A 21,570-nucleotide genomic window follows, 5' to 3' on the forward strand; every position below is an offset into this window, starting at 1 on the left:
ATAGGCTCCATTAAGCAAACCCGGGGAACTGAAACATCTCAGTACCCGGAGGAAAGGACATCAACCGAGACTCCCGTAGTAGTGGCGAGCGAACCGGGACCAGGCCAGTGCTGTCGTGACATAAAGCTGAACGACTTGGAAAGGTCGGCCATAGTGGGTGATAGCCCCGTAAGCGTCAAATAGCGACAGACTCGAGTAGGGCGGGACACGTGAAATCCTGTCTGAACATGGGGGGACCACCCTCCAAGCCTAAGTACTCCTCAATGACCGATAGTGAACAAGTACCGTGAGGGAAAGGTGAAAAGCACCCCGACAAGGGGAGTGAAACAGATCCTGAAATCGGAAGCCTACAAGCAGTCGGAGCCACCGCGCGTGGTGACGGCGTACCTTTTGTATAATGGGTCAGCGACTTCATGTGCCGTGCAAGCTTAAGCCGTTAGGTGTAGGCGCAGCGAAAGCGAGTCTGAATAGGGCGAATAAGTACGTCGCATGACGACCCGAAACCAGGTGATCTATCCATGAGCAGGTTGAAGGTAAGGTAACACTTACTGGAGGACCGAACCGGTGAATGTTGAAAAATTCTCGGATGACTTGTGGATAGGGGTGAAAGGCCAATCAAACCTGGACATAGCTGGTTCTCCGCGAAAACTATTTAGGTAGTGCCTCGGACGTATTCCTTGGGGGGTAGAGCACTGAATGGATGCGGGGGGAGCGATCTCTACCAATTCTAATCAAACTCCGAATACCCAAGAGAACTATCCGGGAGACACACGGCGGGTGCTAACGTCCGTCGTGAAAAGGGAAACAACCCTAACCATCATCTAAGGCCCCCAAGTTCTGGCTAAGTGGGAAACGATGTGGGTTTGCTTTGACAACCAGGATGTTGGCTTAGAAGCAGCCATCATTTAAAGAAAGCGTAACAGCTCACTGGTCAAGCGAACCTGCGCGGAAAATGTAACGGGGCTCAAGCCAGACGCCGAAGGTATGGGTGTGCGTAAGCACGCGGTAGCGGAGCGTTCCGTAAGCCGGTGAAGGTGAGGCGTGAGCCTTGCTGGAGGTATCGGAAGTGAGAATGCTGACATGAGTAGCGATAAAGAGTGTGAGAGACACTCTCGCCGAAAGCCCAAGGGTTCCTGCGTAAAGCTAATCTGCGCAGGGTTAGTCGGCCCCTAAGGCGAGGCCGAAAGGCGTAGTCGATGGGAATCAGGTGAATATTCCTGAACCAGTTGGAAGTGACGGATCTGGTAAATTGTCTAGGCTTATTGGATTGCTCTGGGCAGTGAACAGGTCCCTGGAAATAACTCCAACGGAGACCGTACCCGAAACCGACACAGGTGGGCAGGTAGAGTATACCAAGGCGCTTGAGAGAACTATGCTGAAGGAACTCGGCAAATTGCACGCGTAACTTCGGGATAAGCGTGACTCTTATTTGGGCAACCAGATAAGAGTGGCACAGGCCAGGGGGTAGCGACTGTTTATCAAAAACACAGGGCTCTGCGAAGCCGTAAGGCGACGTATAGGGTCTGACGCCTGCCCGGTGCCTGAAGGTTAAAGGGAGTTGTGCAAGCAGCGAACTGAAGCCCAGGTAAACGGCGGCCGTAACTATAACGGTCCTAAGGTAGCGAAATTCCTTGTCGGGTAAGTTCCGACCTGCACGAATGGCGTAACGACTTCCCCACTGTCTCCAGCATAGGCTCAGCGAAATTGAATTCCCCGTGAAGATGCGGGGTTCCCGCGGTCAGACGGAAAGACCCTATGAACCTTTACTGCAGCTTCGCCTTGGCGTTAGCAACAACATGTGTAGGATAGGTGGGAGGCTATGAAACTTGGGCGCCAGTTCGAGTGGAGCCATCCTTGAAATACCACCCTTATTGTTGTTGACGTCTAACCGCGGCCCGTTATCCGGGTCCGGGACATGGCGTGGCGGGCAGTTTGACTGGGGCGGTCGCCTCCCAAAGTGTAACGGAGGCGCGCGATGGTGGGCTCAGACCGGTCGGAAATCGGTCGTCGAGTGCAATGGCATAAGCCCGCCTGACTGCGAGACTGACAAGTCGAGCAGAGACGAAAGTCGGCCATAGTGATCCGGTGGTCCTGCGTGGAAGGGCCATCGCTCAACGAATAAAAGGTACTCTAGGGATAACAGGCTGATTTTGCCCAAGAGTCCATATCGACGGCAAAGTTTGGCACCTCGATGTCGGCTCATCACATCCTGGGGCTGGAGCAGGTCCCAAGGGTTCGGCTGTTCGCCGATTAAAGTGGTACGTGAGCTGGGTTCAGAACGTCGTGAGACAGTTTGGTCCCTATCTGCCGTGGGTGTACGAGACTTGAGAGGATCTGTCCCTAGTACGAGAGGACCGGGATGGACACACCTCTGGTGGACCTGTCATGGCGCCAGCTGTGCAGCAGGGTAGCTAAGTGTGGACTAGATAACCGCTGAAAGCATCTAAGCGGGAAACTAACCTCAAAACAAGGTCTCGCTGAGAGCCGTGGAAGACCACCACGTTGATAGGCCAGGTGTGGAAGCGCTGTGAGGCGTGTAGCTTACTGGTACTAATAGCTCGATAGGCTTGATCGTTCTTCAGCCAAACCTATGCAAACGCTCTTTGTAGCTAAACATTCGATGTCTTCTTCAACTTGATATAACCAGTGCTCAAAACTACGAGCACTGCATGCATCCTTTTTGCTGACCTGGTGGCTATGCCGGGGGTTCCCCACCCGATCCCATTCCGAACTCGGTCGTTAAGTCCCCCTGGGCCAATGGTACTTCGTCTCAAGGCGCGGGAGAGTAGGTCGCCGCCAGGTCCGCTAAAAGGATGCACTTCAAGTCAATCAAAGTCCAAATCCCTACCTTGCGATCAAATCACTACCCTCTTCGCCGCGGGGTGGAGCAGCCCGGTAGCTCGTCAGGCTCATAACCTGAAGGTCACAGGTTCAAATCCTGTCCCCGCACCCAAGATCAAGAACGGCCTCCTTCGGGAGGCCGTTTTTGTTTGTGCGCTCTGCCAAAGCCTCTGAACACAAACGGCGCGCACCTTTCGATGCGCGCCGTTCAAGTCTTCCTGAATGCTCAGGCAATGGGGATCAGACCGCGACCTCAAAGGCCGCTTCGGTCTTGGCCCTTACTTCATCGACCGTCACACTAGGTGCCAGTTCGGTCAGCCGCACCGGAGTCTTGCCGCGATTGATCTCGAAGACGCCCAGTTCGGTGATCAGCAAATCCACAACCCCGGCGCCGGTTAGCGGCAGCGAGCAGGCCTTGAGCAGCTTGGCCGCGCCAGATTTCTCGCAGTGATCCATCACGACCACGACGCGCTTGACGCCAGCGACAAGGTCCATGGCCCCGCCCATGCCCTTGACCATCTTGCCGGGCACCATCCAGTTGGCCAGGTCGCCCTTTTCAGAGACCTGCATGCCGCCGAGGATCGACAGGGCGATATGGCCGCCGCGGATCATGGCAAAGCTGTCGGCACTGGAGAAATAGGAGCTGGAGTCCAGCTCGGTGATCGTCTGCTTGCCGGCATTGATCAGGTCGGCGTCTTCCTCGCCCTCATAGGGGAAGGGGCCCATCCCCAACATGCCGTTCTCGCTCTGCAGCGTGACGCTCATGCCCTCGGGAATGTAGTTGGCGACCAGGGTCGGAATACCGATGCCGAGGTTCACATAAAAACCGTCGCGCAGTTCCTTGGCCGCTCGGGCCGCCATGTCGTCACGGGTCCAGGCCATCAGACGGTTTCCTCGGTCTTTTGCCCTCTGGGGCGCGTGGTGACGCGCTCAATGCGCTTTTCGAACGTCGCGCCCTTCAGCACCCGGTCGACATAGATGCCGGGGGTGTGGATATTGTCCTTGTCGAGCGCGCCAATGGCGACGATGTCCTCGACTTCTACGACGGTGGCCTTGCCGGCCGTCGCCATCATCGGATTAAAGTTTCGGGCTGTCTTGCGATAGACGAGATTGCCCTCAGCGTCGGCCTTCCAGGCCTTGACGATAGCGAGGTCGGCGGTCAGGCCGCGCTCCATCACATAGAGTTCGCCGTCAAACTCGCGGACTTCCTTGCCTTCGGCCACCAGGGTACCGACACCGGTCTTGGTGAAGAAGGCCGGAATGCCCGCGCCTCCGGCCCGAATGCGTTCGGCCAGGGTGCCCTGTGGATTGAACTCCAGCTCCAGCTCCCCACTGAGGTAAAGCTGTTCGAACAGCTTGTTCTCCCCCACATAGGACGAGATCATCTTCCGGATCTGGCGGTTCTCCAGCAGGATGCCGAGACCAAAGCCGTCCACACCGCAATTGTTGGAGACGACCGTGAGGTCCTTGACCCCCGTCTCGCGGATCGCCGCGATCAGGTTCTCCGGAATGCCGCAGAGGCCAAAGCCTCCGGCCATGATGGTCATGCCGTCGAACAAAAGCCCTGATAGGGCCTCGACCGCGTCTGTCTGCACCTTGTCGACCATGGATCCTCCGTCACAAGCCTTTGGCAAGCCGGTGTTTGGCGAAGGGTCTCGCCCGGCGACCAAAGAAATTCAACCCTTGATGAATAAAATTTCACCGCCTGGAGTCGACGCGTGAATCCTGACGAAACTGGCGGCGAAGCTAACATCGGTCGGTCGCCGCCTGCTACCTCTGGTGTGTTGCTGGTCCTGGCCCATCCCGCCCTTGAGCGCTCCCGTGCCAATCGTGCCTTGGCCAAGGCTGCAAAGGGGCTGGCCGGGGTTACGCTCCTCGATCTCTATGAGGCCTATCCTGACTTTGCGATCGACATCGAAGCCGAGCAGGCCGCACTGCGGACCCATGACGTCATTGCCCTGCAGTTTCCACTCTACTGGTACTCGACCCCGGCCCTGATGAAGGAGTGGCTGGACCTCGTCTGGCTGCACGGCTTCGCCTATGGCGAGGGTGGCACGGCCCTGCAGGGCAAGCGGCTGTTCGTGGCCTGCACGACTGGCGCGAGCGCCAAGGCCTATCATGCCCAGGGCTATAACCGCTTTGCGATGGATGACTTTCTCCGGCCGCTCGAGCAGACGGCTCATCTCTGCGGCATGGTCTGGGAAACGCCGTTTGTGGTCCACGGTGCGGCCGTCAAGGACGACGCGGCGCTGAAGGCCGAGGCCGAGCGCTACCGCGCCCGCCTCGTCTCGCTGATGCCGGCTGAAGTAGAGGTCTGAGCCTTGCAATCCTTTCTCACCCAGACCCTGTTCTATCTCGGGGCCGCCGTCATTTCGGTGCCGATCGCCAAGCGCCTGGGGCTCGGCTCGGTGCTCGGCTATCTGATCGCCGGCGTCATCATCGGCCCTCACGCCCTGTCCCTGATCGGGGCCGAGGCCGATGTGATGCAGTTTGCCGAGTTCGGCGTCGTGATTCTGCTGTTCCTGATCGGTCTTGAGGTACAGCCCTCGACCCTCTGGGACATGCGCAAGGCGATCTTCGGTTTCGGCGGTGCCCAGGTCGTCGCCACCTCGGTCGCGATCGCCGGCGTGGCGGTCCTGCTGGGCCTGCCCTGGCAGACAGCCCTGGCCGTCGGCATGGTCCTGGCCATGTCGTCCACGGCCATCGTGCTGCAAACCCTGGACGAGAAGGGCTTGAGGCAGGGACCGGTCGGTCGGGCAGCCTTCGGCATTCTTCTGCTGCAGGATCTGGCGGTCATCCCGATGTTCGCGCTTCTCCCGTTTCTGGCCACCATTGCTCCGGAAGCCCACGGCGAAGCCGCAGGGCATGGGGCGAGCCTGGTCTCCCATCTGCCGATCTGGGCCCAGGGCCTGTCGGTGCTGGCGGCCGTCGGTGCCGTGGTTGGGGGCGGGCGCTATCTGGTGCGGCCGCTGTTCCGCTTCATCGCCAAGGCCCGTCTGCGCGAGATCTTCACCGCATCGGCCCTGCTGATCGTCGTCGGCGTGGCGAGCCTGATGCAGACCGTCGGCCTGTCACCGGCCCTCGGAGCCTTTCTGGCCGGGGTGGTCCTGGCCGAAAGCGAATTCCGCAGGGAGCTCGAGACCGATATCGAGCCGTTCCGCGGCCTGCTGCTCGGACTTTTCTTCATTACAGTGGGCGCGGGGGTCGACCTGCCCCTGATAGTTCGCCAGCCCCTCACCCTGGCCGGGGTCGTGATTGGCCTGATGGTTCTGAAGTTTCTGGTCATGCTGGGTCTGGCGCGGCTGTTCGGAGCTCCCTTGCGCGGTGCCGCCGCCGTGGCGACGGCCCTGGCCCAGGGCGGCGAGTTTGCCTTCGTTCTGCTGACCTTTACGGTCGGGGCGGGGGTGGTCGGTGCTCCGCTGGCGGCCCTTCTGACCGCCGCCGTCGCGATTTCCATGGCGCTCACACCCCTTGCCATGATCCTCTATGAACGGGCCGCTGACGCCCTCGATGCCGCTATTCCGGATGTGACCCCGGAAACCGGAGATTTCGACGAGGGCGAGCCTGACATCATCATCGCGGGCTTCGGGCGCTTTGGGCAAATCACGGGCCGCCTGCTGACCGCCAACGGCTTTCGCTCCACGGTTCTGGACAGCGATATCGAGCAGATCGACCTGCTGCGCCGCTTCGGTCGCCGGGTGCATTATGGTGACGCGACGCGGATGGATCTGCTGCGGGCCGCCGGGATCGAGCGGGCCCGCATGCTGATCGTGGCGCTCGACGACCGCGAAAAAACCGTCGAACTGGTCGAGACCGCCCGCAAGGCCTTCCCTGATCTGGTCATCCTGGCCCGAGCCTGGGATCGGCGGCATGCCTATGACCTTCTGGCCAATGGGGCGGATGCGGTCGAGCGGGAAACCTTTGAGTCCGCGCTGTCCCTGGGCGAGACGGCCTTGCGCAAGCTGGGCTTCCGGGCCCATCGCGCCCATCGCGCCGCCTCCTTCTTCCGCCGTCACGACCGGCGCACTTTCGAAGAGCTGCGGCCGATGTGGGGCCAGGAGGAGGCCTATATTCTGGCCTCGCGCGATGCCGCAAAGACCATGGACCGGCTGCTTGCCGCCGACCTGTCGCGCATGCGTCCAGGCGATTCCGGGGGCTCCTGGGATACGGCCAGCCTGGAACAGGAGTTGCGTGAACGGGCAGAGCGGGAGGGGGCCGATTAGTCCAGGCCCTCCCCCTGTCGGGGAAGGGCCTGCGAAGCCTGACTCTACTGCGTCACCGGCCGCAGGATGATCTCGACCCGGCGATTCTGGCTGCGACCGGCCGCTGTGGCGTTGTCGGCGACGGGCTGGCTTTCGCCCAGTCCGGCCACGAAGACCCGACCGCCCAGAACCTGGCCCGTACCGACCAGATAGGCGGCGACCGCACTGGCGCGCCGCTCTGACAGGGTCTGGTTATAGGCGTCCGGCCCGCTGGAGTCGGCGTGACCGACGACGTCGATGGTGGTCTGGGGATAGGCGTTCAGGGTGCGCGCGACATCGTCCAGAACCCGCGTAAACTGGGGCTGCACGTCCGATTGGTCGACGGCAAAGGTCACGTCGCTGGGCATGACCAGAATGATCTGGTCGCCGTTGCGGCGGATCATCACGCCTGAGCCCTCAAGGCTGCGGCGGAAATCGGCCTGCTGCCGGTCCATGTAGTTGCCCACCGCGCCGCCCGCCAGGGCCCCGATGCCGGCACCGATCAGAGCATTTTTCCGGCCCTGTTCTCCCGAATTGGTGTTGGTCAGATAGCCCAGGACGGCCCCGACGCCGGCTCCGGTCAGGGCGGCCGTCCCGGTATTGTTGCGTACCGGCATGCCGGTATAGGGGTCGGTGGTGGTGCAGGCCGCCAGGGTGGTGGCGGCTGCCAGCAGGGTCGCAAGGGCGGTCTTCTTCATCGTCATCATGGCCGTGGTGTTCCGTCTTCAGATCCGGCGTGTGTCGTCACGCTTGTACATCGAAGGGGCAAACGCCCACCTCAAGGTCAAGTTCCATCCTTCGACCTGACTGGGCGATGAACGGCCCTTCGCTCACGGCGGTTCCCGGTGTAGTAAGTCGCGACTTACTAGTTTCCGACCGACTTGCTGAAGGCTTGCCCAACGTGTCCACGTCCGCGATCGAACCGGTTTCGTTCACCCTCTACCAAAAAGACTTTGCCGGTTTCGCCCAGGCCCTTGGGGCCTCGTTTGAGCGCTACGGTTTTGCCGTGCTGTCGGACTATGACCTCGATCAGGACCGGATCGACGCGGCGATCTCCGACGCCAAGGCCTTCTTCGCCCTGCCGGTCGACATCAAGAAACAATATGCCGGGATCAAGGGCGGCGCCCGCGGCTACATCCCGTTCGGTGTTGAGACCGCCAAGGGCGCGACCCATCATGACCTCAAGGAATTCTGGCACATGGGCCGCGACCTGCCGCCCGGCCACCGGTTCCGCGCGACCATGGCCGACAACGTCTGGCCGGCCGAAATCCCGGCCTTCAAGCATGACGTCTCCTGGTTCTACAATGCGCTCGACACCATGGGCGGCAAGGTGCTGGAGGCGATTGCCGTCTATCTGAAGCTGGATCGCAGCTTCTTCAAACCCACCATCGAGAACGGCAACAGCGTGCTGCGCCTGCTGCACTATCCGCCGATTCCGGTTGATGCCACGGGCGTCCGGGCCGGGGCTCATGGTGACATCAACACCATCACCCTGCTGATGGGTGCCGAGGAGGGCGGGCTGGAACTGCTCGACCGCAACGGCGAGTGGCTGCCGATCAATCCGCCGCCGGGCTGTATCGTCATCAATATCGGCGACATGCTCGAGCGCCTGACCAATCACGTCCTGCCCTCGACCATCCACCGCGTGCAGAACCCGCCGCCGGAGCGCCGCCACATCCCGCGCTACTCGACCCCGTTCTTCCTGCATTTTGCGTCGGACTATGAGATCAAGACCCTGCCGGGTTGCATCTCGGCCGCAAATCCGGACCGTTATCCGGAGTCGATCACCGCCGATGAATTCCTTCAGCAGCGCCTGCGCGAGATCAAGCTGGCCTGACGGCATCTGGCCGGACTGACCACCCGGATCGCCCCGCTGGCCACCAGCGGGGCGTTTCTATTTCGAGATCCGCAGGTTCTGGATCGATCCGGCGATCGAGTCGAAGACCGCCGAAAGCTGTGCCGCGTCGGTGACGTCATAATACTTGTCGGAGGTCGAGGCGCAGTCCTGCAGGATCACCTTGGAGCGGTCTGAAACGCCCACGCCGATACTGTAGATGATGACGCCCTTGGCCTTGGCGTTGGCGCAGGTCTTTTTCTGGCGGCTGTCCATGGCGTCGCGGCGGTCGGTGCCGCTCGCCCCTGTGCTCAGCGACACATTCGAGGCGTCTCGCAACCGCCCTTGCCAGATATAGCCATAGCCGCTGTAGGTGGAGTCGTTGGGGTTGCCGGTTTCGCCCATGACGTTGTCGCCGTCGGTGAGCAGCACAATCACCTTGCTGACATTCCGGGTGCCATAGGGCACCCCGTCAGCGAAGGGGGCATTGGGCGAGATCATGTGCCAGCCCCAGACCATGCCCATGGCGACATTGGTGTTGCCGGTGGCGACCATCTCGTCGAGCTTGTTCTTGACCGTCGTGGCCCCGGCGCTGGTCCGGACATTGGTCATCCGCAGGACGCTGGCGATACCGCAGCCGTCATTAGGGCCGTAACTGGTGGTGTCCCTGGCCTCGCTGATGACCTTTGACTTGTTGCTGCTCGCATATTTGTCGACCTCGCCCTGACGGGTGAACCAGTCACTCGAGCTCGACTTGTCATCGGTGATCCAATTGTTGTAAATTTCTCCATTTCGCCTGGTGCGAGCGTCCCTATACCTGGATGATGAATAGGGATAGTTTACTGTATTGTCGTCGGGCTCATCGGGCGCAAAATAAGGAATGAACATCGAGGCCGGCACAGAGGCCTGCGGCCGGTCATCATTGGTATCGTAAGGGTGGGGGCGGCTCTCGATACAGCCCGCCCAGCTGGTCCCCGTCTGGGTATGCAGGGTGAAGCGGTTCTGCGAGGTCTCGAAGATGTCAGGCCCGTAAAAGGCCGATGCCGGCATTGTGCCGGTGATCCAGCTCGCCGACGAATAGGCCGAGCCGACATTGACGGTCATCGAGAAGGGCGTCACGGCGATCTTGACCGCGTCGGTTTCCGACGCCCTCGCTGCCGCGGCATAGAGGGTGTCGACCAGGTCCTTGGAGGCATCGATCAGGGCGTCGATCTTCTTGCCACCAGAGCCCAGATCGGAATCCATCGAGCCGGTGTTGTCGAGCACCAGGGCGACTTCGAGTTTGTTGACCGATCGGAGCACCTCCGAGGTCGCCGTGACCGTCGTGTTGCCGCGGGTCCAGAGATTGCTGATGATCGGGGTGACGGTGATCGACGCCGTTCCGATCACCTTGTTGCCTGTTCCGGCGGCGAAGGTCGTGTTTGCCGCCGTCACGGTCAGGCCGAGGCCGGTCATTTCCGCCGCAAAGGCCGCATCGCCGGCGGTATCGAGCGCTGCGTCGGTCGTGGCGGTCGAGCGGGCGGCCATCAGGGTCGCCGCATCCAGGGCGTCCTGAAACTGGCGGCGCTGAACACTGATGCGGTTCATGTCCAGCAGGCCAAAGGCCAGGATGGAGATGGGCAGGATCAGGAAGGCGAACTGCACGGCCACGGCCCCGCGCTGGTCGCGACGCAGGTGCTCGAAAAAGCCAGCCGAAGCGCGTTTCCGGAATTGGAACACTGAGGAAGTCCTGCTGCGAGTTACCCAGATTGGGTTGAACTGGTAAACAGCCGGCAAATTTTGCTGGTGACCTGGAAACTTGGCGGGGGACTCCGCGCGCCCTGGGGTGCCGGACACGGCGCAAGGCACCCTGGAAGGTGCTCCGCCGTCGATCCCCGCCCTGGTCTATTTTGAGATATACAGGTTTCGCAGGGCATCAGCGATGTTCTGGAAAGCTTCCAGAAGCTTGGTAGTGTCTGTAGCGTCGAAATAATGGCTGTCGTCGCTGGCGCAGGCTTTCAGGATATTTTTGATGCCCGTGTCAGTCACATTGAAGGCGACGGTGAAAACCTCGATATTCTTGGCCTTGATGTTGGTGCAGAGCTCGGCCGTATAGGTATTGGCCCCGGTCGCCGGACTGTCAGGATTTGGCGACGGCGAGACGTCATGCCGTCCGTTGCTCGCATTCATCAGCTTGGAGTTTGCACCGTCCGTCATCAGGACCATGGCCTTGCGCGGCTTGCGGTTCAGGCCCGTGGCATCATAGGCGGCGGCGTCGGTCAGGGGCTGGGCCGAGGACAGCATGTTGAACCCCCAGGCCAGGCCGGACGGAATATAGGTATCGCCGGTGGCCGACAGCGCCGTGATCGCAGCCTTGACGGTCGAGACGGTGCTGGTCAGCGGCGTCAGCGGCGTCGCGCAGGTCAGGTTCATGAAGCCGGGATAGACCCGCAGCGGGTCGGTATCAGTGACGTTCTTGGGATAGGCGGGCGACCCGACACAGCCTGAGAACTTGAAGGTGTTGGTGGTCACCTTGTCGGCGGTGCAGGTGGTCACCGGCGTGATCGCCGTCGTGACGCAATTGATGTTGCGGCTGCAGGTCGAGGCATAGGCCACGCCGTCAGTATATTTGGTGCAGGCATAGGTCTGGGTCTGGCAGGTGGTCTTGGTCGAGACCGTCGTGCATTTGCCTGGCGTGGTCGTGGTGGTCGAATAGTCGGCCGGGACGCTGATCCAGCTTTGGTTGCGGTTGGCGATGCCAACATTGACGTACTGGGCAAACGGCACGACGCCGATCTTGACATTGGCGGTGCCGCCGACGGTGAGCTTGTCGACCAGCGAGGTCGCCGCCGTTTTCAGGGTCGTCAGCTTGGTGCCGGACATCGATCCGGTAGTGTCGAGCACCATGACCAGCTCGACCGGTGAATCCTGACCGCGCTTGACCGTGGTCGTGGCGGTCACGGAGACGTCGGCATTGGTCCAGAGATTGGCGATAATCGGCTTGAGGTCGGACTTCACGGTGCCGATGACCGAGTTTTCCGCCCCGCCCTTGAAGGTCGAGTTGGCGGCGGGAACCGTGATGCCCAGACCGGCGATCTCCGAGGCCAGGGCGGCGTCGCCCAGGGTGTCGAGCTCGGCGTCGGTGGTGACATTGGCCCGGGCGGCAATCAGAGTCGCGGCGTCAAGCGCATCCTGCAACTGCCGGCGCTGCATGCCCACCCGGTTCATATCCAGCAGACCAAAGCAGAGCAGGGCGATCGGCAGGGCCAGAAAGGCAAACTGCACGGCGACGGCACCTCTTTCGCTGCCGCGCAGGCGACGGGCGAGGCGCAGCAGGCCAGGGGGCGGCGGCGGCAGGTGGCTGTTTGGACCGCGCATGGCGATAACCCCGACGGATTCACACGGCCCTCTATGGCCCGGGTTTCGTGAACAACCCGCCAACAGGGAGCCGATCGCGACCCGCGTCAGCTTCGACAAGTGCCTCGCCGGGCGCTAAAGAGCGGCCATGCCGTTCACTGCCACCGTCATGACCATGTTCCCCGAGGCCTTCCCCGGCCCGCTCGGCGTCTCGATGATCGGGACGGCCTGGAAGGACGAAGACCTGTGGCGATTGGAAACACTGGACATTCGGGCCTTTTCCAAGGATAAGCGCGGCTTCCTCGACGACACCCCTGCGGGTGGCGGCGCGGGAGCCGTTCTGAAAGCGGACGTTATCGCCGCCGCGCTCGACAGCGTGGAGGTCGGTGGACGGCCGCTTTTGTATATGAGTGCCCGGGGTCGGCCCCTGACCCAGGCGCGCGTACGGCAGTGGAGCGAGGCGCCCGGGATCATCGTCCTGTGCGGCCGTTTCGAGGGGGTGGACCAGCGGGTGCTCGACGCCCGGGGGTTCGAGGAGGTCTCGGTCGGAGACGCGGTCCTTGCCGGTGGCGAGGCGGCGGCGATGGTCGTGATCGAGGCGTGCGTTCGACTTGCCCCGGGGGTTCTGGGGAACATCGAGAGCACGCTGGAAGAAAGCTTCGAGGACGGCCTCCTCGAGCATCCGCAGTACACGCGACCGCGGACGTTCGAAGGACTGGATATCCCCGAGGTGCTGCTGTCGGGCGACCACAAGCGGGTCGCGCAATGGCGGTCCAGTATGCGTGAAGAGACGACACGCGAGCGGCGGCCCGATCTTTGGGAAGCGCATCTCGCCAATCAACAGGCAAAAGGCGGCCCGAAAACGGGTAAGCCCAAAGGAGACTGAAGACATGGCTATCAACATCATCAAGCAACTCGAGCAGGAAGAATCCTCGCGTCTGCTGGCCGCCCGGGCGATCCCGGACTTCCAGCCGGGCGACACCCTGCGCGTCAATGTGAAGATCAAGGAAGGCGAGCGCGAACGCGTTCAGGCCTATGAGGGCGTCTGCATCGCCCGCGCCGGCGCCGGCATCCATGAGAGCTTCACCGTCCGCAAGATCTCGTTCGGCGAAGGCGTGGAGCGTCTGTTCCCGCTGCTGTCGCCGAATATCGAAAGCATCGAAGTCAAGCGTCGCGGCGTTGTCCGTCGCGCCAAGCTCTACTATCTGCGCGACCGTCGCGGTAAGTCGGCCCGTATCGCCGAGCGCCAGACGATCCGTAAGGAAAAGGGCGGCGCTGAATAAGCGGCCTTCTCCGAAGATCGAACGAGGCCCCGGCGGAAACGCCGGGGCCTTTTTCTTTGGTGATTTTCCGGACAGTTGTCGCTCAATCCGGGCGAAATCGCCCTTAAGTGCGTTCACACGTAACTTGACAGTCCGTCCATGCGGGAGGACGCTCATCTCACCCCCGCCGCAAAGCGACGGGCTTCCAGACCGCTCCCTCTCAGGGGGTGGCCCGCTTCAGTCGACGTTCGGCGTCACTGGACAAAAAGCGAAACGAGGGCGCGCCCGTAATGCCTGCGGGACCTGGGCGCGCCCTCTGTGCGGGGCGGCCGCGTCACAGCGCGCAAGAAATTGTCGCCACCACGGTCGAAGGCTGGATTTCGACGCACGATCCGCCCTATATCCCCGCCATGTCCGGCAAAACCCTTTATGACAAGATCTGGGACGCTCACGTCGTCAGCGAGGCTGACGGTGAGGCCATCCTCTATATCGACCTGCACCTGATCCATGAGGTCACCACGCCCCAGGCCTTTGCCGGCCTGCGCGCGGCGGGCCGCAAGGTGCGCCGCCCCGACCGCACCCTGGCCGTGGCCGACCACAATATCCCGACCGAAGGCCAGGCCCTCGGCGTCGATGCCGTGGCCGATGAAGAGGCCAGACTGCAGCTGCAGACGCTGGGCCGCAACGTCAAGGACAACGGCATCGAGTTCTTCCCGATGGGCGACATCCGCAATGGCATCGTCCACGTGGTGGGTCCCGAGCAGGGCCGCACCCAGCCGGGCATGACCATTGTCTGCGGCGACAGCCACACCTCGACCCACGGGGCCTTCGGGGCCCTGGCTCACGGCATCGGAACCTCCGAGGTCGAGCATGTCCTGGCCACCCAGACCCTGCGCCAGAAGAAGGCGAAGAACATGCTGGTCCGGGTCGACGGCCAGCTTGGCCCCGGCGTCACCGGCAAGGACGTGGCCCTGGCCGTGATCGGCGAGATCGGCACGGCCGGCGGCACCGGCTATGTCATCGAGTTCGCCGGCGAGGCCATTTCGGCCCTGTCGATGGAAGGCCGCATGACCCTGTGCAACCTGACCATCGAAGGCGGTGCCAAGGCCGGTCTGATCGCGCCTGACGACAAGACCTTCGCCTATATCCAGGGCAAGCCCTCCGCCCCCAAGGGCGCGGCCTGGGAGATGGCGCTCAGCCACTGGAAGAGCTTCTCCACCGACCCGGACGCCGTCTTCGACCGCACGGTCACGATCGACGGCTCGGCCCTCGTGCCGATGGTCACCTGGGGCACCTCGCCCGAGGACGTGATCCCGGTGACGGGCAATGTGCCGGATCCCGAAAGCTTCGCCACGCCGGACAAGCGCGCCGCCGCCTATCGGGCGCTCGACTATATGGGCCTGACCGCCGGCCAGCCGATCTCCGCGGCCCGCATCGACCGCGTCTTCATCGGCTCCTGCACCAATAGCCGGATCGAGGACATGCGCGCCGCCGCCGCCGTGGTGCAGGAGGCTTTCCTGCACGGCCGCCTGGTTGCTGACCACGTCAAGGCCATGGTCGTGCCGGGCTCGGGCCTGGTGAAGGAACAGGCGGAAGAAGAGGGCCTGGACGCCATCTTCAAGGCCGCAGGCTTTGACTGGCGCGAGCCGGGCTGTTCGATGTGCCTGGCCATGAACCCCGACAAGCTGGCCCCGCAGGAGCGCTGCGCCTCGACCAGTAACCGCAATTTTGAAGGTCGTCAGGGCCGCGCCGGTCGCACCCATCTGGTGTCCCCCGCCATGGCGGCGGCGGCGGCGATTGCGGGCCATCTGGTCGATGTCCGCACCTTTCTGGAGGAGACCGTCTGATGCAGGCCTTTACCCGCCTTGACGGCCGTGCCGTCCCGCTGTCCCTGGCCAATATCGACACCGACCAGATCATCCCCAAGCAGTTCCTGAAAACCGTGGAGCGCGAGGGTCTGGCCAAGGGCCTGTTCTACGACTTCCGCTTTGACGGCGAAGGCAAGGAGATCAGCGACTTCGTCCTCAACCGCCCGGAATACAAGGGTGCCAGCGTGATGATCGCCGGTGACAATTTCGGCTGCGGATCGTCACGAGAGCACGCCCCCTGGGCCCTGATGGATTTCGGGATCATGGCCGTGATCTCGACCAGCTTCGCCGACATCTTCAACAACAACTGCTTCAACAACGGCCTGCTGCCGGTGGTACTGACGCCCGAAGAGATCGCCGTCCTGATGGACGAGGCCAAGGGCGGCAATCACATGGTCAGCATCGACCTGGAGGCTCAAACGGTGGTCTCGCCTTCGGGCAAGAGCTTCAGCTTCCAGATCGATCCGGTGCGCAAGGACAAGATGCTGCGCGGTCTCGACGCCATCGGCGAGACCCTGCTGCACGGCAGCGACATTGACCTCTTTGAGAGCAAGCGGGCGCTGGACCGGCCCTGGCTGGAAGCGTGATTCAACAACAGCTTGGCATCCCGGCCGCAGCGTAGCCGAGAGCCGGGACCCAGGGGCGGCCGCAGCGCGCTGACCTCTGGGTCCCGGGTCGGCTTCGCCGCCCGGGACGACAAGTGTTTGGGACAAAACCCATGACCCTGATCCTCGCCGGTACCGTCCGCATCGCCCCCGAGCGCCTGGCCGAACTTCGCCCGCATCTGCGGGCCCAGGTCGAGGCCACCCGGTCTGAGCCGGGCTGCCTGGACTATGCCCTGACCGAAGACCCGCTCGATCCGGGCCTGATCCGGGTCTATGAGCATTTCACGGACGAAGCCGCCCTGGCGTTCCATCGGGCCAGCCCGCACATGGCGGCCTGGCGCGCCGCCTGCGCGGACCTGGGCACCTTTGACCGCAACCTGTCGTCCTTCGACGTTTCCGACTACCGCAAGATCTGAAGAGAGCCTCCCATGTCCACGCTTCTCCTCCTGCCGGGTGACGGCATCGGTCCCGAGGTCTGCGGCCAGGTGCGTCGCGTCGCGGCGGCCCTCACCCCGGATCTGGTGGTCGAGGAGGCCATCTATGGCGGGGCCAGCTATGACGCCCACGGCACGCCCCTGACCGACGCGGTCCGGGACCGGGCCCTGACCAGCGGAGCGGTGCTGATGGGGGCCGTCGGCGGCCCGAAGTGGAAGGACGCGCCGCGTCACCTGCGCCCGGAAGCCGGCCTGCTGGGTCTGCGCAAGGCGATGGACGTCTATGCCAACCTGCGCCCGGCCTACTGTTTTGAAGCCCTGGCCGGGGCTTCCAGCCTGAAGACCGAACTGGTCTCGGGCCTCGACATCATGTTTGTGCGCGAACTGGTCGGCGGCGTTTATTTCGGCGAGCCGCGGGGCATCGTGGACCTGCCGGACGGCCAGAAGAAGGGCTTCGACACGGCCGTCTATACGACCAGCGAGATCGAGCGGGTCGGTCGGGTGGCTTTCGAACTGGCCCGGGGGCGGACCAACAAGGTCCACTCGGCCGAGAAGTCCAATGTCATGGAGTCGGGCCTGCTGTGGAAGCAGGTCATCACCGATCTGCATGCCCGCGAGTATCCCGACGTCCAGCTGGAGCACATCCTGGCCGACAACTGCGCCATGCAGCTGGTGCGTGCCCCCAAGCAGTTCGACGTCATCGTCACCGACAACCTGTTTGGCGACATCCTGTCGGATGCGGCGGCCATGCTGACCGGCTCGCTGGGCATGCTGCCCTCGGCGGCGCTCGGCGCCGCCGGCAAGCCCGGTCTCTATGAGCCCATCCACGGCTCGGCCCCGGACATCGCCGGCCAGGGCGTGGCCAATCCGCTGGCCGCCATCCTGTCGTTCGAGATGGCCCTGCGCTGGTCCCTAGGCCGGGCCCAGGCCGCCGATGTACTGCTGGCCGCCGTCAAGGCGGCGCTGGACGCCGGGGCCCGGACGCGCGACCTCGGCGGTTCGCTGTCGACGGTTGAGATGGGCGACGCGGTACTCAAGGCGCTCTGATTTAGATCCTCCCCCAGAGGGGGGAAGCATCTATCGCTTCAACCTCTTCCCCAACCCCTGCACTACGCCCTAGGCTCTTCCCAACGATAAGAGGGAGCGCCGCGCATGTTACCGGGCCTGATGCAGACCACGCCGCTGATGATCAGTGGCATTCTGACCTATGCTCAGCAGGCCCATGGCACACGCGAGATCGTCTCCAAGCTGATCGACGAGCCGATCTGGCGCTACGATTATGCGGGCCTGGCCCGGCGCTCGGCCCAACTCGCCCATGCGCTGCGGCGGCTGGGCGTCCAGCCCGGTGACCGGGTCACCTCCCTGGCCTGGAACACCCACCGGCATCTGGAGCTGTTCTATGCCGTGCCCGGTCTCGGCGCGGTGCTGCACACGGCCAATCCCCGCCTGTTCGACGAGCAGATCATCTACACGATCAATCACGCCGAAAGCGGTGTGCTGTTCTTCGACCGCAATTTCGCGGCCCTGGTCGAACGGATCGCCCCGCACCTGACCACGGTGAAGACCTTCGTCATGCTGTCCGACGAAGAGCGCACGATCCCCGGAACGGTCGGCGCGATCAGCTATGAGAGCCTGATCGCCGGCGAGGCCCAGGCCATCGACTGGCCCAGCTTCGACGAAAATGCCGGGGCCTTCCTCTGCTACACCTCGGGCACCACGGGCGACCCCAAGGGGGTGCTCTACTCGCATCGCGCCGTGGTGCTGCACGCCATGGCAGGGGGCCTCAACAGCGCCTTTGGCTTCACCGCCTTCGACGTGGTGATGCCGTGCTCCAGCCTCTATCACGCCACCGCCTGGGGCCTGCCGTTCAGCGCCCCGATCTGCGGGACCAAGCTCGTCCTGCCAGCCGACAAGATGGACGGGGCCTCGCTGCATGCCCTGATCGAGGGGGAGGGCGTCACCTTCACCGGCGGCGTGCCGACCATCTGGACCATGTACCTGACCTGGCTGGAACAGACCGGCCGGCGGCCGGACAGTCTGAAGCGCGTGGTGATCGGCGGCAGCGCGGTGCCGCGTGCCATGGCCGAGGCCTTCAAGCGGCTCTACGGCGTCAGCGTCCTGCAGATCTGGGGCATGACCGAGACCTGTCCCATCGGGGTGGTCGCCACCCCGACCCCGTCCCTGGCGGTTCTGGGTGAAGAGGCCATGGACGAGGCCATCTGGACCCGCCAGGGCCGGCTGCAGTTCGGCATCGAGCTGAAGGTCGAGGCCGAGGACGGCAGCGACGCCCCGCGCGACGGCGAAAGCTCCGGCGCGCTCAAGGTGCGCGGGCCCTGGGTGGTGAAGCGCTATTTCCGCCAGGAGGCCGACGCGGCCGAGGCCGACGGCTGGTTCGATACCGGCGACATCGCCACCCTCGATGGTCACGGCTTCATGCGCATCACCGACCGCCAGAAGGACGTCATCAAGTCCGGCGGCGAGTGGATCAGCTCGATCGATCTGGAGAATGTCGCGGTCGGCTGTCCGGGCGTGAAGATCGCCGCCGTGATCGGGGTGCCGCATCCCAAGTGGGAAGAGCGGCCGCTTCTGGTCATCGAGCCGCATGACGGCGTCCAGGTCTCCAAGGCCGAGGTGCTCGATTACCTGACCCCGCGCATCGTCAAGTGGTGGACGCCGGATGACGTGGTGTTCGCTGCCGTGCCCCTGACCGCGACCGGCAAGATCGACAAGAAGGTCCTGCGGACAGCGTGGCGCGAGCATCTGCTCGGCCAGACCCCCGCCGGTTCTTGACGAACGGCGGTTTTCCAAGCCTGATCGCCTCGGCTGGACAGTGAGGGGGCACGCCATGCGAAAGGTCTTGTTGGCCTTGGGCCTGAGTGCGGCTGTGGCCTTGCCGGCCGTGGCGCAGCAGGTGCCGACCGCCCCGGTCCAGCCCGTTACGGATGTCTATTTCGGTGAAACCGTCGTCGACGGCTATCGCTGGATGGAGGCCCGCCCGCCCGAGTTCGACGCCTGGATGAAGGCTCAGGACGCAGTCACCCGCAGCGAGATCGCCGCCCTGCCCGGGCGCAAGGCCCTGGGGGACGAGATCGCCGCGATCAGCGCTGCGGCGGTCGTGCCGTCGCGGCCCGTGCAGCGTGGCGACCAGCTCTATTTCCAGAAGCGCCCGTCCGGCGCGTCGGTGAATCGGCTCTATGTCCGCAACATTGCCGGGGGACCGATCCGCGAGCTGATCGCTCCCGACAGGCTGTCGGACGAGGGCGGTGCGGCCAGCCTGCAGGCCGTCTCGCCGTCGCCGGACAACCGCTACCTGGCCTATACCATTGGCCGGGGCGGCTCTGAGGATGCGGTCCTTCACGTGATGGAGATCGCCACCGGCAAGGTCCTTGCCGAGGCCATCGACGGGACCCGGTTCGCCCTGCCGGAGTGGGCACCTGACAGTAAGAGCTTTTACTATTCGCGTCTGAAGGCCCCAGGGCCCGGCGACGATCCGGAGGACCGCTTCAAGGACCAGGCCCTCTGGCGGCATGTGGTCGGCGAGGATCCTGCCCGCGACCAGCTGGTATTCGAGGCCAGCCGCCCGGACAGTACACTCGGCCGTGACGGCGGGCCGTTGCTCTACTGGCCGGCCCGATCGAACTGGGTGTTCGCCTTCATCTTCGATGGTGTCTCGCCCTATGGTCTGGCCTGGGTGTCGCCAGCCACTGCGGTTGCGGCCGGCAAGCCGGTCTGGAGAAAAATCGCCGCGGCTGAGGACCGGCTGATGCTGGTGGGCCTGGGCGGTGATCAGGCTGCCCTTCCTGTCGTTCGCGGAGACCGGGCCTGGGTCGCGACGACCCTGAATGCGCCGCTGGGCCGGTTTGTCGACCTCGATCTCAAGGCCCCGGACTTTGCCCGGGCCTCTGAAATCGCCTCCGGAACCGGCGGGGCCCTTGTCGCGGCCACGCCGGCGACGGACGGGCTCTATGTCGTCCGGGCCGAGGGCGGAGCCTATGATGTTCAGCGCCTGGGCTGGGATCGCAGCCTGACACGCCTTGCGACGCCGTTCCCGGCCAGCATCGGCTTCAGCACCAGCGATCCGGACCGGTCCGGAGTGGTCATGGGCCTGGAGTCCTGGGCCCGGCCGTCGGAACTCTTCCAGTTCGCGGGCAATGGCCCGGCGCGCAGCCTGGCCCTCGCCGAGCCCATGCCGGTCGACCTGTCCGACATCGTCATCGAGCGGATCGAGGGGCGAGCCGCCGACGGGACCCGCATCCCGGTCGACATCATGCGCCTGAAGTCTCTGAAGCTGGACGGTCGGTCTCCGACCATGCTGGAGGGCTATGGGGCCTATGGCGTTTCCAGCGATCCGATCTTCTCGGCCCGCCTGATCCCGTTCGTGAAGCGCGGCGGGATCTACGCCTCGGCCGTGGTCCGGGGCGGCGGCGAATATGGCGAGGCCTGGCACCTGGCCGGCAAGGAGGCCAGCAAGCCCAACACCTGGCGCGACTTCATTGCCGCCGCCGAGGCCCTGATCGACAAGGGCTATACCTCGAAAGACCGCCTGGCCGGATCGGGCACCAGCGCCGGCGGCATCCTGATCGGCCGGGCCGTCACCGAACGTCCGGACCTGTTTGCCGCCGCCTTCATGGGCGTACCGATGACCGACATGCTCCGTTTCGAGACCACGCCCGGCGGTCCGGCCAATGTCGCCGAGTTCGGCTCCATCGCCACGCCGGAGGGCTATCGCGCCCTCAAGGTCATGAGCCCGCTGGTCCATGTCGCCGACGGGGTGCGCTATCCGCCGATCCTGATCACCGCCGGCATGAACGATGGCCGGGTGCCGGCCTGGGTTCCGGCCAAGATGGCGGCGCGGCTGCAGGCCGCCAGCACCGGCGGTCCCGTGCGCCTGCGGGTCGATTTCGACGCCGGCCACGGCATCGGCTCGACCAAGGGCCAGCGCGATGCCCAGGCCGCGGACATCCAGGCCTTCCTGCTACAGGCCCTGGGCGAACCGGATTTCCAGCCGCTACGGCCTTAGGGCGTGGGGGAAAAATTGCCGCACCCGGCCTGTTCTATCAGGGCTCGCAGAAACCCTTGCCTTGCCTCGAGCGCTTTGGGGGCGTAACGGGTCGCCATCTTCCAGGGTCGGAAGACAATCGAATTGGAG

At 63.7% G+C, this 21,570-nt stretch carries 16 protein-coding genes, 1 tRNA gene, 2 rRNA genes and 1 pseudogene (1 of these 20 only partly in view); 15 read left to right on the forward strand and 5 right to left on the reverse strand.

Translation table 11 applies throughout. The annotated features are described in order from the left end of the window. From AQ619_RS00655 to AQ619_RS00665, 3 genes are all read left to right on the forward strand, one after another. Positions 1 to 2,575, forward strand: a 23S ribosomal RNA gene (locus AQ619_RS00655); it begins 211 nt to the left of the window's first position. A gap of 112 nt (positions 2,576 to 2,687) precedes the next feature. Beyond that, a 5S ribosomal RNA gene (rrf, locus tag AQ619_RS00660) occupies positions 2,688 to 2,802 on the forward strand. 74 nt (positions 2,803 to 2,876) lie between these two features. Continuing rightward, a tRNA-Met gene (locus tag AQ619_RS00665) sits at positions 2,877 to 2,953 on the forward strand. 128 nt (positions 2,954 to 3,081) lie between these two features. On the opposite strand, the gene AQ619_RS00670 is transcribed toward AQ619_RS00665, so the two are convergent. Together AQ619_RS00670 and AQ619_RS00675 are read right to left on the reverse strand one after the other, a co-directional pair. Next, a complete protein-coding gene (locus AQ619_RS00670) occupies positions 3,082 to 3,723 on the reverse strand; it encodes a 3-oxoacid CoA-transferase subunit B (RefSeq protein WP_062142834.1) in 642 nt (213 codons plus the stop codon). Further along, positions 3,723 to 4,448 (reverse strand): CoA transferase subunit A, encoded by a 726-nt coding sequence (locus AQ619_RS00675; RefSeq protein WP_062142837.1) that lies wholly within the window; start codon positions 4,446 to 4,448, stop codon positions 3,723 to 3,725. Before AQ619_RS00675 ends, AQ619_RS00670 begins: the two co-directional genes overlap by 1 nt. Before the next feature lie 144 nt (positions 4,449 to 4,592). On the opposite strand from AQ619_RS00675, the gene kefF reads away from it, so the two are divergent. Both kefF and AQ619_RS00685 read left to right on the forward strand, forming a co-directional pair. Next, complete coding sequence (gene kefF, locus AQ619_RS00680; RefSeq protein ID WP_062151086.1) at positions 4,593 to 5,159, forward strand: glutathione-regulated potassium-efflux system oxidoreductase KefF; 567 nt, start codon at positions 4,593 to 4,595, stop codon at positions 5,157 to 5,159. 3 nt (positions 5,160 to 5,162) lie between these two features. Then, positions 5,163 to 7,064 (forward strand): monovalent cation:proton antiporter-2 (CPA2) family protein, encoded by a 1,902-nt coding sequence (locus AQ619_RS00685; protein ID WP_062142839.1) that lies wholly within the window; start codon positions 5,163 to 5,165, stop codon positions 7,062 to 7,064. A gap of 44 nt (positions 7,065 to 7,108) precedes the next feature. On the opposite strand, the gene AQ619_RS00690 is transcribed toward AQ619_RS00685, so the two are convergent. Next, positions 7,109 to 7,789 (reverse strand): YiaD family glycine zipper/OmpA-like lipoprotein, encoded by a 681-nt coding sequence (locus tag AQ619_RS00690; RefSeq protein WP_236849507.1) that lies wholly within the window; start codon positions 7,787 to 7,789, stop codon positions 7,109 to 7,111. A 194-nt stretch (positions 7,790 to 7,983) separates the two neighbouring features. Here AQ619_RS00690 and AQ619_RS00695 point away from each other — a divergent pair, with 194 nt between their 5' ends. Next, entirely contained in the window at positions 7,984 to 8,919 is a 936-nt protein-coding gene (locus tag AQ619_RS00695) for an isopenicillin N synthase family dioxygenase (RefSeq protein WP_062151092.1), read from the forward strand. A 57-nt stretch (positions 8,920 to 8,976) separates the two neighbouring features. On the opposite strand, the gene AQ619_RS00700 is transcribed toward AQ619_RS00695, so the two are convergent. Both AQ619_RS00700 and AQ619_RS00705 read right to left on the reverse strand, forming a co-directional pair. Next, the gene (locus tag AQ619_RS00700; RefSeq protein ID WP_062142843.1) at positions 8,977 to 10,635 is read right to left on the reverse strand and encodes a TadE/TadG family type IV pilus assembly protein; all 1,659 of its coding nucleotides are present in this window, start codon (positions 10,633 to 10,635) and stop codon (positions 8,977 to 8,979) included. A gap of 165 nt (positions 10,636 to 10,800) precedes the next feature. Beyond that, complete coding sequence (locus AQ619_RS00705) at positions 10,801 to 12,273, reverse strand: TadE/TadG family type IV pilus assembly protein (protein ID WP_062142846.1); 1,473 nt, start codon at positions 12,271 to 12,273, stop codon at positions 10,801 to 10,803. A 127-nt stretch (positions 12,274 to 12,400) separates the two neighbouring features. On the opposite strand from AQ619_RS00705, the gene trmD reads away from it, so the two are divergent. The 9 genes and pseudogenes from trmD to AQ619_RS00745 all read left to right on the forward strand — a co-directional run bounded on the left by trmD (position 12,401) and on the right by AQ619_RS00745 (position 21,441). Further along, positions 12,401 to 13,138 carry a tRNA (guanosine(37)-N1)-methyltransferase TrmD gene (gene trmD / locus AQ619_RS00710; RefSeq protein WP_062142850.1) on the forward strand — a complete coding sequence of 246 codons (738 nt, stop codon included), beginning with the start codon at positions 12,401 to 12,403 and terminating at the stop codon, positions 13,136 to 13,138. A gap of 4 nt (positions 13,139 to 13,142) precedes the next feature. After that, positions 13,143 to 13,535 (forward strand): 50S ribosomal protein L19, encoded by a 393-nt coding sequence (rplS, locus tag AQ619_RS00715; protein WP_236849508.1) that lies wholly within the window; start codon positions 13,143 to 13,145, stop codon positions 13,533 to 13,535. Positions 13,536 to 13,924: 389 nt separating this feature from the next. Beyond that, positions 13,925 to 15,361, forward strand: a complete 1,437-nt coding sequence (gene leuC / locus AQ619_RS00720; protein ID WP_062142853.1) for a 3-isopropylmalate dehydratase large subunit — start codon at positions 13,925 to 13,927, stop codon at positions 15,359 to 15,361. Continuing rightward, the gene (gene leuD / locus AQ619_RS00725; protein WP_062142856.1) at positions 15,361 to 15,969 is read left to right on the forward strand and encodes a 3-isopropylmalate dehydratase small subunit; all 609 of its coding nucleotides are present in this window, start codon (positions 15,361 to 15,363) and stop codon (positions 15,967 to 15,969) included. Before leuC ends, leuD begins: the two co-directional genes overlap by 1 nt. 7 nt (positions 15,970 to 15,976) lie before the next feature. Then, positions 15,977 to 16,039: pseudogene (locus AQ619_RS19505) on the forward strand (hypothetical protein); the annotation flags it as partial. Between the two features lie 61 nt (positions 16,040 to 16,100). Further along, positions 16,101 to 16,403 carry a putative quinol monooxygenase gene (locus AQ619_RS00730; protein ID WP_062142858.1) on the forward strand — a complete coding sequence of 101 codons (303 nt, stop codon included), beginning with the start codon at positions 16,101 to 16,103 and terminating at the stop codon, positions 16,401 to 16,403. 12 nt (positions 16,404 to 16,415) lie between these two features. Then, a complete protein-coding gene (leuB, locus tag AQ619_RS00735; RefSeq protein WP_062142861.1) occupies positions 16,416 to 17,468 on the forward strand; it encodes a 3-isopropylmalate dehydrogenase in 1,053 nt (350 codons plus the stop codon). 105 nt (positions 17,469 to 17,573) lie between these two features. Beyond that, entirely contained in the window at positions 17,574 to 19,211 is a 1,638-nt protein-coding gene (locus tag AQ619_RS00740; protein WP_062142864.1) for a long-chain fatty acid--CoA ligase, read from the forward strand. A gap of 55 nt (positions 19,212 to 19,266) precedes the next feature. Continuing rightward, positions 19,267 to 21,441 (forward strand): prolyl oligopeptidase family serine peptidase, encoded by a 2,175-nt coding sequence (locus AQ619_RS00745; RefSeq protein WP_062142867.1) that lies wholly within the window; start codon positions 19,267 to 19,269, stop codon positions 21,439 to 21,441. Positions 21,442 to 21,570 lie beyond the last annotated feature (129 nt).

Source organism: Caulobacter henricii (genome assembly GCF_001414055.1).
Taxonomy (GTDB): Bacteria; Pseudomonadota; Alphaproteobacteria; order Caulobacterales; family Caulobacteraceae; genus Caulobacter; species Caulobacter henricii.